A 17449-nucleotide genomic window follows, 5' to 3' on the forward strand; every position below is an offset into this window, starting at 1 on the left:
TTATCCTTAGCGCCATCATTCTAACAAAGCTAATTTCAAAAAAAACAACGATAACGCTTTCATGCCAAACATTACCACCCACCTCAAAACGTTTTTCGCAAAGGATGCCTCTACGGGAATTCTACTCATTTTAGCTACGGTTGCAGCATTGATTGTCGCCAATACGCCTTTAAGGCATAGCTACCATCATTTTATGGAACTGGAATTTACCTTGGGATTTGAGAATTTGAATATTTCAAAATCGATTCACCATTGGGTTAATGACGGGTTGATGGCCTTGTTTTTTCTGTTGGTGGGTCTTGAAATTAAGGGAGAACTTAAATTTGGGAGACTTAACGCATTCAGCTCTGCCATATTCCCTGTAGTTGCTGCTATTTCCGGTGCTATTTTTCCCGCATTGATATTTTGGATCTTAAATCAAGATACACAGTATATCGATGGCTGGGCCATTCCTATGGCAACCGATATTGCCTTTGTTATCGGGATTATTGCAGTTCTAGGATCACGCGTACCATCTTGGGTAAAGGTTTTTGTAACCACCATTGCTGTGGTAGATGATCTTATAGCCATACTCATCATCGCTATTTTTTATACAGATCAAGTCAACTGGACAGCCTTAGGTATTGCTGGTATCTGTGTTTTGGTGCTCTTGCTGTTTAATTATCGCAAGGTCAATAGGCTCACACCTTATCTTTTTGTTGGTTTTTTTCTGTGGTGGGCCATATTAGCATCGGGAATACACGCTACAATCGCTGGGGTTATTGTGGCGTTTACGATACCGTTACATCGAGAATGGAAATTAGAACAAATCAAGGATTTTGCAAATAAGGGATTTCGTCTGTTTGAGAAAGCCAAAGATGAGACACTGGCCTACACCACTGGCCAGGCACACTATTATTTAGAAAAAACCCAACGCGAAATGGAAGCTCCATTAAAGCGTTTGGAGCGAAAACTTCACGATCCTGTTTACTTTTTTATCATGCCGCTGTTTGCCTTTGTAAATGCTGGTATTTTTATGGATGCCGAAGTATTGGGTCAGGCCTTCCAAACCACGATTACCTGGGGCGTTATTTTAGGACTATTTGTAGGGAAACCTTTGGGTATTTTATTCGCCATTTGGATTTTATTGACCTTTTTCTATAAAGACATGCCAACATCCCCAACCATATGGAAGGTGTTGTTTGGAGTGAGCTTACTCTGCGGCATCGGCTTCACCATGTCTTTGTTTATAGCCAACTTATCGTTTAATGACGCTACCTTGCTTCAAGATGCTAAAATGGGAATTTTGATGGCCTCTCTAGTGAGTGGCTCTTTAGGATATTACATACTTTATAGAAGTACAAAACAACCTGAGGCTATTGAAGGCGGTACTTTAGGACTTGGAAATACCCCAGAAGAGGACTAAAATTCACCTAAAACCAAATAGTAGTAGGTTTAATTGAGCGTGTACGATATATAAATAGTATAAAATCTATACATTTAGATTACTAATGAAACGATAAGAGTGTGTAAATAAATGACATAAATAAATAAAGAAGCAGCATGTTTGGATTAATATTACTGTATTGGATTGGCAAGTATTTTTATAGATTGGCTGAAAAGTATCAAAAGAGCCCGTGGGGATTTGCAATTTTAGGTGTGGTCGTCTATTATGGCGGCATCGCAATATTTAGTATAGCCTTTGGCATTACTATGGAAATTTTAAATCCTGGATATTTAGACACTTTTGATGATACGCTGTTTGGCGTATTTATGATTCCTTTCGGTCTTTTGAGTTGCTATCTGTTGTATAAATATTTAGAAAAAAAATGGAAGAAAAACCATCAAACCCCTACTGAATTGATTGATGAAATTGGTACCGATAATACCTTGATCTAATTCGCTAAGCTTTCAAAAGCAGTGATATTATGATCATTTTAATTATATTTTTTAGGTCGACAAAGCAACAAATATTTATAATGTTAAATGCTAACCATAATACAAATGACTATTAAAACCATACTATTAGTCTTCATTTTTACGATAATCATTGCAAATAAGGCATCGGCTCAAGACAATGAAAAAATTGATATTCTCTTGGTAGGTTTTGATCATTTAAGCCAAATGGATAATGGTACCGCAACATCTGATATTTTCAGCTCAAAAAAGCAAAAGGAGATCATATTGCTTACTGAAAAGTTAAAGTCATTTGCAGCAGATATGATCTTGGTGGAAAAAGAAGCGAGTGAACAAAAGACCTTGGACAGTTTGTACCGGTCTTTTGTTAAAGGTAATATCCAACTTTCTAATATTGAAAATGGAGCATCTGAAACTTTTCAAGTGGGATTTCGATTGGCCCGAATGCTACAACTCAATAGGGTGTTTGGCATTGATCATTACGAATCTACCTCACAGTCATTGTTGGATTCTGGTAAAAACATTGATGTTTTTAAAAATGGATTGGGAGCGTTAATCAACATCGCCCGTCCGTTAAAGAAAAGTGTTCAAAAGGATAGTCTCTCCATCTATGAATACATCAAAATTATGAATCAGCCTGAGATGATAAATCTCTCTTATAACGCTCTTTTTAATTTGCCTGCGTATGTGATTGAGGGTGAATTTTCGGAAAATGGAACCAATACGGTCGACATTGGAAGTATTGATAATAGATACATTGGGGCTGAGTACATCACTTTGTTTTACAATAGAAATTTAAAGATCTATTCAAATATTTTGAATACGCAATTAGACCAAAACTCAAAACGAATTATTTTAATAATGGGTCAATTGCACATTGGTGTGTTAATGGATTTACTCAAGCATAACTCTAGATATAATGTTAGGGACATTTCTGATTACTTAGATTAAAGTAATTTAATTTGAATCTTCTTTTAAAAGATATGCAGATACAACTCAATTTCAACAGATCAAGATTGAAAATCCCTAAAATCATCGTGAAACTGCTGTAAAACACTTGATTTTTAGGGTAATGACACCTACATGACATCTAAATGTCGTAAGAAAGGCAAGTGCTAAAGGGTACATTTGTATCATCATTTAAAACTTAAAAACATGACTGATCAATCACTTGCCGAAAGACTCAAGTACCAAAGAAAAAGTAAAGGACTCTCTCAAGAAGAATTAGCTCTTAAAACAAATGTTACGGTACGTACAATACAGCGTATAGAAAAATCTGAAACCAATCCCCATCTCAATACTATTAAGCTTTTGGCTGCAGCTCTGGATGTTGAGGTTAGTGATTTGCTTCCGTTATGCAATCCAAAGGAAGAGAATATCAAGAAAAAGTGGTTGTTATTACTTCACGCCATTCCGCTTTTAGGAATTTTTATTCCTTTGTGTAATGTTTTACTTCCTCTATTTGTATGGATCCATAAAAGAGAGGATAACCCAATCTATGATCATCAGGGCATTAAGGTCATCAACTTTCAAATTACGGCATTATTACTCGTTCTTCTTTCTTTTGTTAGTTTAATGACTATTGAGAAATGGGGTTTTATAATTTTTATAGCAACAGTGCCAATTTGTATTTGTATTGTGATTTTTAATATTATCTATGTCATTAAAAAAGAAAAATGTTTTTATCCGCTATCAATTCCTTTCCTAAGGTATAAACCTTCATCAGCATTAAAAGGGCTCCTCATACTTATGGGAGTATTCACTTTAAACAGTTGTGCACCAAAGTCTGACAATTTGGTCACACGTATTGACGGTAGTACAATTATTAAGGATTCAATATCTCATAAAATAGATCATCTTGTAGAACAGGGGCAAGTACAAGGTTCATCATTGGCTATTTTTAGCAATAATCAGCAGGTATATCAACATAGCGTGGGCTATAAAGATGTTCAGAAACAGCTCAAGCTTACAGATTCAACCAATATGTACGGTGCTTCTCTCAGTAAAGCCGTTTTTAGTATCATCGTGATGAAATTGGTGGAAGATCAAGTCATTGAACTGGATACACCTTTAGAATCCTATCTACCCAAAAAGATACATGAATATGAGCCACTAACACGGTGGCACGATGATTATTCAGATTTAAAAAACGATACCTTGTATAGTCAAATTACGGCAAGAATGTGTCTGAATCACACATCGGGGTTTCAAAATTGGAGGTCGCAAGACCAAAAACTACAAGTGTTTACAGCACCTGGTGAAATTTATAATTATAGTGGAGAAGGATTTGTCTATTTACAGGTAGTTTTAGAGAAATTGACTGGTAAAGGATTGGAACAATTGGCCCGAGAAATTATTTTTGAACCCTTAGGGATGCAAAATTCATCTTACGAGTGGAAAGATAGATTTGAGAATGATTTTGCTATCAGTTATGCTAAAAATGGTGGAATTTACAATAAAGACAAGGATAATGAGCCAAGAGCAGCGAGCACATTAGAAACAACATTTGAAGACTATATTAGATTTTTAGGAGCGGTTCTCAATAAGGAAATCATTAGTAAGAAATCTTATCGTCAAATGTTCAGTCCGCAGACCGAAATCAAGCCATTATCACAAATTATAGATGATGTACATGCTCAAGCAGATACCTATAAAGATATTGAGTTGGGATATGGTTTAGGCTGGGGATACCTCAAAACGCCTAATGGCGTAGGTTACTTTAAAGAAGGTAGGGGTTCTGGATTTCATCATTATTCAATTATTTTTCCAGAAAAGGGCTATGGCGTTTTAATTATGAGTAATTCTGAAAACACCGCATCCATTTATAAAGAGTTATTGGAATATACAACCTCGAACAGTCATATGCCTTGGGAGTGGTTCAGGGAAATTCCGTATAAATAAAATTTCAAAATCAACGGAGTTCTAAAATGAGTAGTCTAGACGGTACTTGGATTTCTGCTGATTTTTTTGATGACAGGATCACTTGATAAAAGCTATAGAAACACATTTAACAACAATTTGAACAATATGAATTCATCAAAAAGAGAGCCCTTATCCGAAACTGAATTGGCCTATATCAATTCGATCACAACACAATATTTAAGTCTCAATACCTTTCATTTTGGCAAACCACCGAGAAAGGTCATGCAATATGACAAAAGGCCCAATATGTATGGGGGTGACGGTGCGGTGTATCTGTTGCAAATGTTTTCGAGCGAGGAGTTGGTGAATAATAGAATTGGCGCCTATATGATACTGCCAACATCTCAAGATTCGGTTGGTTTTCATACGCACGGACCAAGAAAAGAACAAGAATTATATGTGGTTATGGAGGGTCATGGTGAATACCTAGAAAAAGCACATGAGGAGGCCACCGAAAAATCGTTCAGCATACAAAAAGGAAACATAACAACCGTAAGAGGTCAGGGCTTTCATGCCATAAAAAATATTGGAAATACACCCTTGATCATTTTTGTCATCACAACGAATGAATGATGATAATCTAAAACCAAGACTTTAAAATTGAATCCAACTGTAAAGCATTGATATGAAATCCATTTCTTATTCCAGCATTTGGCGTTTTTGATATTTTGAGGCAATGGCACTAATGATCATAATCTGAGACGCATGAAAAAGCATCAAGGGGAGTAAAATTAACCCCAAAGCCGCCATATTGCCAAACAGTATTTTTGAAAATACGGTTCCATGAACCAATGATTTTTTAGTACCACAAAATTGAGCAGTGATTCGATCTTCTATACTGAAGCCTAACAGCTTTGAAAAAAAGCCTGTGGTAACAAACACCATCAAAAACAAAGCTAATACACCTCCAAATAAAGCTAGCAAATCTAAAACCGAAACCGAACTGAACAGCCGTTCTGAAAAAGATTCTGCAAAACTCTTATAGATAATGAGCAAGATGATGCTTTTGTCAAACAAGGTCAATTTACTGCTATGTCGCTGCACAAAATCACCTAGAAAGCGCTGCATGAGCATGCCCACCACAACCGGTAAAATAATTTGCACGATAAGTTTGGTGTAAATCGCTGTAAAATCAAAATCAGTTTGAGCGTCATGAACAAACAGTCCCATCCAAAGTGGAGTAAGCACAATACCGATAATCCCTGAGATACTGGCATTGAAAATAGCAGCCGGAATGTTCCCTTTGGCGATAGATACCATCACCACAGAGGAGCTTACGGTAGAGGGGAGGGCTGCCAAAAAGAAAAATGCCAACCAGATGGTTTCTTGCGCCTCGTCTTCAATTAGAGGTCTAAATATCAGTACTAATAAGGGAAAGAGAAGGAAGGTAGACGTCTGTATTAGCAAGTGTAATTTCCAGTTTGAAAGTCCGGCTTTCAATTTTGACGGACTCAATTTCACCCCGTAAAAGAAGAAGATCAAGGAAATTCCTATCGCACTAATGGTGTTGATAGGAACCGCACTATCGGCTGTACCCCATTGTGGGAACACATAGGCAATAATGATCACCATTATAATCGCCATTATAAATTTATCAAACTTTATGTGCATACTTTTTTCTATAAGCTAAATAAAAGCGCTGTGGTAAAACCGCAAAAGATGAGATCATACAAATCAGTAATCTTCACACGATCATATGAGCAACAGGATCTCATCCCGGGCAAATGTAAATAATTCCCATAGTTCAATTGAGATGAGATAAGAAAATAGACGATCCCATTATGGTATTAGCCTATAAAAAAGGTGAAAATATTAAAAATGCAATTCCTGTAGATATAATTGAACTTCAAAATAAATCTATGGATTCATATGTCGTTCTTATTAGAGGCAATTATAATATCATTGTTACGAATAGAAAAGACCAATCATTCAAATATGAGATAGAGGTCAAATAATTATGGCCTATATTGATTATCGCAAATCGTGGCTATTAAAGAAAAGCCGGTTGTCAAACGCATCTCAAGAAAAGAAATACGTCTAAACACATCAATGTCTTACTTAAGTATTTGATAGACAATAGTCTGATCAAGCCACATTAGCCATTGCCAATATTTGTGTAAACCGTTTTTATTATCCTTAGCAATGTAAATACTTAATGATTTAACAACGCTAGCCCAGCGCGCTCCATTGCTCATCCCTCAAGCACTCGTGAAAGGCCTGAGCTATACTTGGCATTATATTCATAAAATTCAGTATAAATTTTATAACTTATACACGTCGCTCAAAAATCATCCTATAATTTTTTTGAGTCTGAGATGTTACGGTCGACAAGGACCTAACTGAAAGAGAAAAAACACATTTACTAGTTGCCAAATATTGAGGATGATGAATTGCGCAAATACGTAGTTGCCAACATATGAACATCAACCAAAAGCTGTCAGTATCAGTAGAAAGTGGTTTGATTTTTGATTGAATTTTTTAAAAGAAAATGAAATATTTTTTAGGTATTGCCATTATCGTTATTTCAGCTTTTTCCAGTAGTAAATGCTGGGCTCAAGAGGAGCATTCTGAAGAAAATATTTTAAAAGCGATTCAGAAAAATGGTCGCAATTTTCTGAAAAACAAAAATCGCACCTCGGTATCTATCGGAATTTATAAAGATGGCCAAATGTACACCCAACACTTTGGGGAAATTGAAAAAGGCAAATCCAATCCACCAACTGACGAGACGATTTACGAAATAGGTTCCGTTACTAAAACAATGACAGGGTATTTGGTGGCTAGAGCTGTGCTGGAAGAAAAGTTAAAATTGGATGACGACATCAATACGTTTCTTCCAGGTGATTATTCAAATTTAAATTACATGGGCAAACCCATTACCATAAAGCATTTGCTCACACATACAAGTGGATTGCCAATGTTTCTGCCTATGAAAATGAACGGTGTGTTTGAAAAACTTAATGAAAACGTACCTAATGCCTATCTTGAATTGGAACAATCATACGACAAGCAAAAATTTCTAAGAGATTTGAAGACGGTGTCTATAACAGAAGCGCCAGGAGTAAACTATTCTTATTCCAACGCAGGAGCAGAGTTGATTGGATTTATTTTGGAAACAGTCTACCAAAAAACTATTGATCAATTATTTAAAGAAAGTTTTCTAACAGATTACAGAATGGTCGATACAGCCATTGAATTAAACAAAGCACAAAATGCAAAACTTGTCCGTGGCTATTGGATGGATAACACATCGTTTTCACCCAATCAGCTCAATAGGCTTTGGGCAACGGGAAGTGGCGCAAAGATGACAATCATCGATATGATGCATTATATCGATTTGCAATTGAATAGCAAAAACCCCATAATCTCTGAATCTCATAAGGTCTTATTCGAACAAGGGAAAACCTTAAAATTAGGATATTTCTGGAGAATTTGGAATGATAAATTCGGGACATCCTACAATCACCACGGCGGTACAATTGGAACTCAAAATTGGTTGTTTATTTTTCCAAAGTATAATTTAGGAATATCCATTATCACAAACCATAGTGGGCCTAAAACTCCGAATGAATTAAGTAAAACGGCAAAGAAACTACTCAAAGATATCATTGAAAACTAAATGGGCTGGGCGATATCGTTTCTCATTAGCCGAGACATCACCTAGCAAAATTACTCGGTTTGCTTATTGCAGATAAATCCTTCAGATTTTATTTTGGTTCGTTTGTCCTCACGAATAGCGTTGATGACATTACAACTATTTATGAAGAGTTAGATGTGTTTCAGGATGGGCAACCGTTGATGAAAACCTAGATTTTTGTAGAAATCACTGGATCTAAACAATCTAGAATCTTGGAAAAAATGAGATCATAAAAAAGCCTCGAATGATCGAGGCTTTTCTTTTTCATAACAAATTATTCCCAATTACTTAGGCATTACTACAGTGTCTATCACATGAATTACACCGTTGCTACCTTTTACATCTGTAGCTATAATTTCACTGTAATTTCCTTTGGCGTCTTTTAACCAAATCTTTTCATCCTTTTGCACTACGGTTAGAACTTCGCCATTTAATGCTTTTAATTCTACTATGCCGTTTCCTTTCTTTAAACCAGCTACAACGTCGGTTGCAGTGATATTACCAGATATAACGTGATATGTTAATATATTGGCCAATGCTTTCTGGTTTTTCTCTTCTAGCAGAGTGCTCAATGTTTTCGAATCAATTTTTTCGAAAGCTTTGTTTGTTGGAGCAAAAACCGTGAACGGACCCTCGGCTTGTAAAGCACCAACTAAATCTGCCGCTTTTAAAGCAGTGACTAAGGTTGAAAAATCTTCGTTTCCAACGGCTACATCTACTATTGTTTCTTGAGCAGTGGCATTTTGTGATAAGGTGAGGCTCATACTAATGGTTAAAATAAGTACTAACTTTTTCATAATTTTTGTTTTTAGTGGTTTGTATAGGTTTAAAGATAAGGCTCATTTCGCTTTGTTTAACTTATTTAACTTTTTATTAAACAAATTGTATTTCAATACAATGAGACTTTATCTCTTAAAAACAAAATAAAGTATATCTATAGCTCCCCAGAAAGAATAAAATTTGAAACAGATAAACAAGAATTTATAAACGTGCAACATCGCGCCTTATTCACTTGTTCGTTAGGTATTGGTTTTGCTCGGTCTTTTTGTAGTTGTAAAATCCTTAAGATTAGCCATTGGTTTGTTTTTTTTTACTAAATTAGTTGCTAGCCAAACCAACCTACTGCATACAATTGTGTTGGGAACAACACTTAAAAAATTACAAGTAATGAGAAACACTCGATATGCATTGATCCTTTTTATCAATTTATTATGTTTACGGCCTGTTCAAAAGATGATGAGACCGAACGCTGTCCGCTAACTGAAATCATTTCTATGGAAATCAATGGAGAAGTAAAGGAATTTGACGTTAATGGAAGAGGAATTGACTTAGATAGCGACGGCTCTGGTCATACCTTAAGTTTATGGCTATATACAGCAGATACGCAAACACAGGAGGATTCATATGCTATAATTATAAAACTTCCATACAAAAAAACAGGAACAAACATTATTGAAATGTTTAATTATTTACATTTTCAAGATGGAAGCTATCAAGATATTGATTTTGTTCAAGAAGCATTTCAAAATACTGTTACGGTTAACACAAATTCCTGTTTTAGTGCGACATTTTCTGGACATACCGTAGTGGATGGAAATGAAATTATCATAACAGAGGGAATGATTAATTACGTTTATGACGAAGCATTTGATTAGTCAAAACTATTGCTAAATTGCTTTTGAAATTGATAAGATTTTGATACTCAGAAAACGAAACTCAAACCTCTGGATGCAGCAATCAGGACCACATATAAGCATTGCGCCTGCCAAGAGGCAGGCGCAATGCTTATAGATCTTTAAAATTAAAGACATTCAGACGCTGGGCTTACTCGATAACTATCCTTTTCGAGATAGTTCCAATCTCAGATGAAATTTTCACCAGGTACAAGCCCTTAGCAAGTTCTGATGCATTGACTTCTGTTTCTGCATGAGCTACTAATACCAATTTTCCTGTAACGTCATAAATTGATACATTTTTTATAACTAGGTCTTGTGGCGCGCTTACTTTGAAAATGCCATGACTTGGATTTGGCACAATACGAAACTGTTGTTCTAATTCAAAAGTATGGGCACTTAGTTGAGGAGCATCGAATAGCTGAACTTCTGCTACTTGAATCATACTAGCCGTATTATTGCATTCTTGAATAAAATTAATTCTGTAATAGGAATAAGGATTTGTATTGTCAAAATCAAAAGTTCTAGTAAAGAATCGGTCTTCTATACAAGGAATATCAATCGTGGCAATACTGGTGAAATTAGTACCATCTATAGAACCGGCAATTTCAACTGAAGTTGGGTCTCTTGTGGGTTCGTCATTAGCCGTTGTAATATCTATAGATTGGGCTAACTCTGATGTCCCTCCCAAGTCTACAATAAAACCAGCACCATCATCTTCATCAAAATCTAAAAATTTTGTGGTAATGTTTCCGTCAATAATTTTATCAATCCCTTCTGATGACGGCGAATTAATTGTTAAATATCCAGTTACGGTCATAGACGGATCAAAAATAGGGGCTTGTGAAAAAGCATTTCCAAATAGAAATAAGGTAAGAACTGTAAAAGTAATTTTTCTCATGGTTTTTGTGGTTTTAGTGAGTATTTAGCTCTAAATATAAATAAAATGGTCACTAGATGTCAATCAAAACCCAAAATCATTTACAATAATGGAATAATCATAATTTCAATCATCTCATGTCTTAAAAATCACAAAGGATATCATAAATACGAGCGTCTAGGTATTACTTACGGTAATGCAATCCAACTCAATATGAGTTTTAAAATAATGAACCTTAAAGATGATTCATTTGGGGATATAACGCGTTGGAAAAAAAGTAAAAACGAAACATCATGATACATCTCATTTTGGTCAGTCTTAAAAGGAATTTAAGGCTGTCGGAATTTTAAAATGAAATCTATTCGGAATTACAGTATATAATGAATCCAAGACTTTTAATGGTATTATTGAATAAAACCCAGTTTAAAACGCCGTGTAGCATTAATTATGTGTTTTCAGTTTAAATCAGTTAACCATCCCAAATTGAAAAGACACAATTACCTTTAGTACAACACACAATGAAGCGGCACTCACATTACAAAAAAAGACGAAAACCACTTAGTTTTCGTCTTCAGGTTTCAAGAATTCTGACTGATACTTTTCTAAAAATGCTTGCTGCCTTGCAATCATCTGTTGCCTCATTTTATCAATAGCCATAACATCTGAACCAAAATCACTTCCAAAAAAATCGTCATTGAAGAAATGTTGGCTAAAAAGGGAATCATTAGAAAAAATAGGGTCAAACCCATCATTTTCAAATCTTGAGAAACTAGTAAAAAATCTTGATTTAAAAGCTTGCATCAGGCTATCGCGCTCAAACGGTGATAGCTTGTCGTAGTTGCCATCAGAAGACCAAGAATAGATACTGTCATATTTAATTAAATTCCCATTGTCATCATAAGTTTTATCTACTTTCCAATTGCCCTTGGGTGTTTCAACTATGTTGTCTTGACTTTCCTTGGTTTTCGAAGGGTTGATGTCATGAGATTGAGGGTTGCAACTCACACCCAACAACCCAATTATAACTAATAAAAATGGTGTTCTCATCACTTTAGGTTTTAGTTAAACTCACTTGGGAACTCACTTTTTGATCTTTTTAAAAAGCTGGTGAACAAATCACCGGTTTCTATCGTTTTAATCAACGTATTTTGATACAATACTCGAGATTGTTGTTTGCCATTTTAGTCCAAACACATTCCTAATACCTGTCATGATCAATCATGCCAAATATGAAATCTTTCTTTGTAACCTATTTCAAACATGCTTTTTTAGAGCGGCAAGGTTTCCTCTAACTTTTACCCAATCTCCAGATTTAAACTTTCTTCGCATCCTATTAAAATATAGAGATTAAACAATGTTGTAGTATAAAGGAGACTGATCGCTCAGTCTCCTTTCAAATAGCTGATATTTCAATCAAAAAAGTAAGTGAATCAATTATGAAATTTTAATGCTTCGTGCGGGCTTTTGTTTAGCCTCTTCTTTTTTAGGTAAGAGAATGTTCAAAATCCCTTCATTATAACTCGCATTAATTTTGTCATCATCTACGCTTTCAGGCAGAGTAAAGGTTCTTTTAAAAGAAGAGTAACCAAATTCTCTACGGGTATAATGCGCATCTTTGGCTTCATGTTCGTCCTTTGTCTCTGTAGAAATTGATAATAATTGATTGTCAATATCAATATTGAAATCAGACTTTTTCAGACCAGGAACTGCCATTTCTACAATAAAAGCATCAGCGGTTTCTTTGATGTTTACTTTTGGTAATGTCATTCCAGTATTGAAGTTTGATGTAAATACTGAGGGCAGATCTCGATTAAAGATATCGTCTATCCAATTTGATAAGGTTGGGAAGTTTTGATTTGAATTATTGTTCGCTAAACTTCCGTTTTTAGGAACACTAACTAAATTGCTCATAATTACAAAATTTTAAATTAAACATTATTTCAAATTTGAAATCCCTATCGATTTCGCTAGCTATAAAACAAAAAAAATACCAAAATAGATTCATGATAGATTTCCCTACCAATTTTAAGGAAATCAGCTATTGTAGTGTCAATTTTTCAGAATTATGGTCGTTTTTAACCTAAATAAGTGTCAAATTGACATTTTAAAGATAAAATAGGACATGACAATTACAATATTTATAATACACATAGATAATCGTTTGCCTCTACAACATCCAGAGTTCATCTTTCCGTATGTCCAGATGGCGTTCGTAATCCCAATTTACTCAAAAGATCAGATAGTGCTGCCTGCGGTTTCTTTTCTTTTACTATTTTAGTTGCATAATAACGCAACTAACCATATACAAGCCTGTTGTGCGTAATTGGAAAAACTGAAATTAAAAAGAATAAGGGGATTGCATAGTATTGATAGCCTACCTTGGAATCCATATGATCGCCAGATTAAGAGATCTGCTCAACACATACCACCCAGAACAGATGCAGCAGCTCTGTTTCTAATTCCTTTGATCTACGTTTTCCTAATATTTGGTAGGTATCATAAATGATTTTGTAACAACAGAACCTCCTCTTAAGGTTGGCCAAAAGCCAATTGACAATGTAATAAAAGACTAAAACAACTACACAAATGAACACATTTCTAAAACACCTATTCTTTTTCTTTGTGACTATTGCAGCAATACATCCCGTACAGGCTCAAGATTGCAAGTGCATTGAAGTATATGAAAAGGCTGTAAAGGCATATGAAGAAAATTATTCATTATTTGTTTACAAAGTCACCACCGAGAACAGAGATCTGTACAATGCACACAAAGCGATAATTCGAGACAGGGCAAATGAAAGCACCAGTTTAAGGGATTGTAAAAAGGTTCTTGAGCAGTATCTTCAATTCTTCAGAGATGGACATAATTATATTCTTGATTCCGATAACCAAGTTAGTGAGCCCTATATGGAGAATGTAGAGGTAATTGAAGCGCAATTCAGGGACAATTATAAAAAACAAGCCTATCATCTCAATCCGCTTTTAGGAATTTGGAAAAGAGGCAGCTATACTGTTGCCATTATGCCAAGTCAGAATCATAGTAAGCCGAAAAGAGATTTTGTTGGGGTTGTACTAGAAAGCAGCAATACCAATTGGCAAAAAGGGCAAGTTAAGTTTGAACTGTATTCAAATTTTGGCACCTCCTATCAAATCAACTATATGATGGGCAATCATACGGTAAAAAGTACCTCTGGTGTACAAAAAGATTATGGCGTACTTGAAATAGAGGAGATAGGCGAATGGGAAAAGCTATGGCCAGAAGTAGAGAACAAGAAGCAACTTAGCGAGATTGAACTTAAATACGATGAGTTTCATATAAGTTATATTGATGAAATACCATACCTAAGACTGCCAGATTTTTATTCTGTTGAACCAGAATATGTAGATAGCATCATGAAAGCAAATCACGACAAGATTTTAAAATCTGATTTTATGGTGGTTGATATAAGAGGAAATACTGGCGGGAGTGATGCCACTTATTTTCCAGTTCTTCCTTACCTCTTAACCGGTCCTATCACCTTACCCTCCAACGGGTTTTGGCTTAGTGAGGATAACACAGAACATCTCATAAATGCATTTGCGGCCTCCAATGGTTTAACTGTTGAAGAATATGCAGAGAAAGAAAAAACGGAATACCAGATGTTTGTAGAAAATAAAGGGACTGCTTATTTTAAAGGAACAGGAGAATGGACGTTTACGGCAGACACTATTTACAATGGCCCCAAAAAGGTGATTGTTTTAACAGATAAGGAGGTCTATAGCTCTGGTGAAACCTTTGTATATCGCGTCAATCAAAGTGATAAAGTGGTCGTCTATGGTCAAAATACGGCTGGGGTTGTCGATGGCTTTAACGGCTTTCATTTAGACTTAGGGTGTTTTACGGTGGCATATCCTACGTCCTACCGCGCACCCGATATTAAAGAAAACCCTATTGATCCTTACGGTATTGCACCAGATGTTTATGTCAGTGAGAAAGAAGATCTCTTGGCTTATGCCATAAAACACATGACGCAATTACTCAAAAACGAAAGTCGCTAATAGAAATAATAAGGCCCCGATGCTAACACATATTTCTCCGTAACTATCTGTTCTCAACTACCTCTTAAAACCCTCTTATATTTTCTATATGGGGTGTACTTATAAAGCTAGAAGCTAAATCAATCAAGCTGCTCATATTATGTAATTACGTTAGGAGTGGCCAAAATCTACAAATAAATACAACAACAGCACACTCCCAAATTCTATCCTCAACTACTAATCCACCACCCTCAAAATACGCATAGATCTACGTATAGTTTATGTGGTTTATTTGCAGTCACTTGAAAAAGTGATGCCCGAGATCAACCAATCATTCCAAAACTTCGACCTTGTCAATTCCTAGGTTGACAATTCCTATGAGAACTACATATCTAACCTAGTATTTTCTTATACAGCATTGCGAAATACCACTTCATCTTTTTGAACTCAGTTTAGTTTTCTAATAGTTTCATTTTATAGCAGCAAAAACCAACGTTTAGAGCCGTAAAACCTTGTTTTTAAGATTTTTACTACAAATTTCATTAAAAAAGAGCTTAAATATACGTAGTTCTACGTATAGCTTATAATATGTATTTTTAGTTACTTGTAGGACGTAATAATCAAGACCAAAACAATCTATATGAAAAACAAGTTTAAAACAATCCTACTGCTTCTTTCAATAAGTCTTCTTGCAAGTTGTAAGACAATATTGATTAGTGAAAAGAAAGTTCCAATGGAAAAAATATGTGGCAGTAGCGCAGATTACGATTGTAGAGCTACAGGTTTTGGTTCTGCAACACCAACTTACAGAAACTATAAAAAGGAACGACCAAATGTTTCTGGGAAAGGAAAATATGCTGGATTGGGTCGAAGTGCTGATATTCGAAAAAATATATTTCACAATACTTATAGTGTTTTAGAATTAGATAGCAATGAAGTGAATATTGAAAAAACTGAAATAGATTATGACTTGAAAAAAGACAATCTGACCAAAATTGTTGCTGGCTTGAATGCTGAATTGAAAAAGCAGAAAATAAGTGCTGATGCAAAACTTCAAATAAAAAACGATTTTGAAAAAGCCCTGAAAAACTCTCTTGTAATTAAAGCTTATATAGAAACCTATACTATGACTGGTGGAATACAAGACAGTATCCGTGACGCCTACGATGGAATTAATACCACAAAAAGATATACAGATGCAGTAGCGAGATTAAAAGAGAAAGATAGACCCTTAATAAGACAGGTTATTGTTATTAGAGAAATTTGTGAATTCAATGAGAATAAAAATGTGATAAATATTTTGGAACCAATTCTAAATGCTAATATCGGAGAAGGAAATGCAAAAGCCAATGCTGTTTTAACTGGAACTTTGAAAAGAGATAAAGTAGAAAATTTTGCGACTGAATATGACAAAACTACTGTTTATAGTTACGGCTATTTTAGCGATGATTGGATGTATAAAAAATAATGTTTTATAACACTGTGTATAATAAATTGATTTGGCTAGTGCGTACTCGGAAAATCCTACCGATTTCTATCTAGTTCGTTTTCTTTTATTGTTTGAGTTGCTTACCAACACAACTAAACATACACAATTACGTTGCATTACAGTAGACGTAACGAACTAAAAAAAATAAACGAAAACGTTATGCAATGAAAAAACTGAAAATAATACTAGGTATTTTAATGGGTTGCTTGATCCTCTCCTGTTCATCAGATGATGATTCAGCTTATAACTCAAATGGCTTTAAGGTGAATGGCGTTAATTATGCCACAGACTTTGCGTACTCAACTTCTGGAGGTAGTGGAAGCCCTATTGAAGTATTAATTTTTTCTTCAACAGATAGATATTTACCTTCTTTTTTAGAAAACAGAGGGCGTTTTGATTTGAGATACACTGGCGACCAATTAACTCCTGGTACCTATTCAGGAAATGCATTGGGCAGTGTTATCGAATTTACAAAAGACATTGAAAAAGCCGATGGCGCTTTTGTATCGTTTGGAGAAGATTTGGCTTTTACCTCTAATGGCACTAATGTGTCCGGTGCTGCTCAAGTAAACTCCGTAACTTATAATGCTGAGGGCGATATCATCCAAATTGATATTGATTATAATTTTAGTTGGGATGGTACTGAGATTTTAGGAAGTTATAGTGGGGAAGTGGGAATAGATCCTTAAAAGCAAAATAGAATTTTTTGTTTTTTTTGAATGTCTCTTTTAAAGAGATGGTCAACAACTATTTGTAAAAAGAGCCACCGAACCCCATTTCAAACCCAATCTTTTAATCGCTCAACAGCTGCGCTCAAAATAGACGTAGTTCTACGTATATCAAATTCAGGTTTTTATAAATAACTTACTTGCACTAGAGTTTGAAATAATAGATTCAATGTTCATCCCGATTTAATAAAAAAAATGTTGATTATT

At 35.1% G+C, this 17449-nt stretch carries 15 protein-coding genes; 10 read left to right on the plus strand and 5 right to left on the minus strand.

The window, feature by feature from the left end; translation table 11 throughout:
* Positions 1-61 precede the first annotated feature (61 nt).
* From nhaA to P176_RS0115495, 5 genes are all read left to right on the plus strand, one after another.
* Entirely contained in the window at positions 62-1405 is a 1344-nt protein-coding gene (gene nhaA / locus P176_RS19640; RefSeq protein WP_051605530.1) for a Na+/H+ antiporter NhaA, read from the plus strand.
* A gap of 137 nt (positions 1406-1542) precedes the next feature.
* On the plus strand, positions 1543-1878 hold the full coding sequence (locus P176_RS0115480; RefSeq protein WP_156033113.1) for a hypothetical protein: 336 nt from the start codon (positions 1543-1545) through the stop codon (positions 1876-1878).
* 105 nt (positions 1879-1983) lie between these two features.
* Complete coding sequence (locus P176_RS0115485) at positions 1984-2847, plus strand: DUF5694 domain-containing protein (RefSeq protein WP_026755559.1); 864 nt, start codon at positions 1984-1986, stop codon at positions 2845-2847.
* 204 nt (positions 2848-3051) lie between these two features.
* Positions 3052-4797, plus strand: a complete 1746-nt coding sequence (locus P176_RS0115490) for a serine hydrolase (protein ID WP_037348986.1) — start codon at positions 3052-3054, stop codon at positions 4795-4797.
* A 126-nt stretch (positions 4798-4923) separates the two neighbouring features.
* Positions 4924-5391: a hypothetical protein gene (locus tag P176_RS0115495; RefSeq protein WP_156033115.1), complete on the plus strand. Its 468-nt coding sequence runs from the start codon at positions 4924-4926 to the stop codon at positions 5389-5391.
* 66 nt (positions 5392-5457) lie between these two features.
* Here P176_RS0115495 and P176_RS0115500 read toward each other — a convergent pair whose 3' ends face one another.
* On the minus strand, positions 5458-6429 hold the full coding sequence (locus P176_RS0115500; RefSeq protein WP_026755562.1) for a bile acid:sodium symporter family protein: 972 nt from the start codon (positions 6427-6429) through the stop codon (positions 5458-5460).
* A gap of 877 nt (positions 6430-7306) precedes the next feature.
* Here P176_RS0115500 and P176_RS0115515 point away from each other — a divergent pair.
* Entirely contained in the window at positions 7307-8437 is a 1131-nt protein-coding gene (locus tag P176_RS0115515; RefSeq protein WP_051605532.1) for a serine hydrolase, read from the plus strand.
* Positions 8438-8739: 302 nt separating this feature from the next.
* Here the strand turns inward: P176_RS0115515 and P176_RS0115520 are convergent, their stop codons facing one another.
* Complete coding sequence (locus tag P176_RS0115520; RefSeq protein WP_026755564.1) at positions 8740-9252, minus strand: fasciclin domain-containing protein; 513 nt, start codon at positions 9250-9252, stop codon at positions 8740-8742.
* A gap of 414 nt (positions 9253-9666) precedes the next feature.
* Here P176_RS0115520 and P176_RS0115525 point away from each other — a divergent pair, with 414 nt between their 5' ends.
* On the plus strand, positions 9667-10110 hold the full coding sequence (locus P176_RS0115525) for a hypothetical protein (protein WP_026755565.1): 444 nt from the start codon (positions 9667-9669) through the stop codon (positions 10108-10110).
* A gap of 169 nt (positions 10111-10279) precedes the next feature.
* On the opposite strand, the gene P176_RS0115530 is transcribed toward P176_RS0115525, so the two are convergent.
* The 3 genes from P176_RS0115530 to P176_RS0115545 all read right to left on the minus strand — a co-directional run bounded on the left by P176_RS0115530 (position 10280) and on the right by P176_RS0115545 (position 12919).
* On the minus strand, positions 10280-11029 hold the full coding sequence (locus tag P176_RS0115530; protein ID WP_026755566.1) for a T9SS type A sorting domain-containing protein: 750 nt from the start codon (positions 11027-11029) through the stop codon (positions 10280-10282).
* A gap of 537 nt (positions 11030-11566) precedes the next feature.
* On the minus strand, positions 11567-12055 hold the full coding sequence (locus P176_RS0115540) for a hypothetical protein (protein WP_026755568.1): 489 nt from the start codon (positions 12053-12055) through the stop codon (positions 11567-11569).
* A gap of 387 nt (positions 12056-12442) precedes the next feature.
* On the minus strand, positions 12443-12919 hold the full coding sequence (locus P176_RS0115545) for an Hsp20/alpha crystallin family protein (protein ID WP_026755569.1): 477 nt from the start codon (positions 12917-12919) through the stop codon (positions 12443-12445).
* A 675-nt stretch (positions 12920-13594) separates the two neighbouring features.
* Here P176_RS0115545 and P176_RS0115550 point away from each other — a divergent pair.
* From P176_RS0115550 to P176_RS0115560, 3 genes are all read left to right on the plus strand, one after another.
* Positions 13595-15046 carry a S41 family peptidase gene (locus P176_RS0115550; RefSeq protein WP_026755570.1) on the plus strand — a complete coding sequence of 484 codons (1452 nt, stop codon included), beginning with the start codon at positions 13595-13597 and terminating at the stop codon, positions 15044-15046.
* 619 nt (positions 15047-15665) lie between these two features.
* Positions 15666-16493: a hypothetical protein gene (locus tag P176_RS0115555; RefSeq protein WP_156033117.1), complete on the plus strand. Its 828-nt coding sequence runs from the start codon at positions 15666-15668 to the stop codon at positions 16491-16493.
* Between the two features lie 185 nt (positions 16494-16678).
* On the plus strand, positions 16679-17203 hold the full coding sequence (locus P176_RS0115560) for a hypothetical protein (protein WP_156033119.1): 525 nt from the start codon (positions 16679-16681) through the stop codon (positions 17201-17203).
* Positions 17204-17449 lie beyond the last annotated feature (246 nt).

Source organism: Sediminibacter sp. Hel_I_10, from assembly GCF_000688335.1.
Taxonomy (GTDB): domain Bacteria; phylum Bacteroidota; class Bacteroidia; order Flavobacteriales; family Flavobacteriaceae; genus Psychroserpens.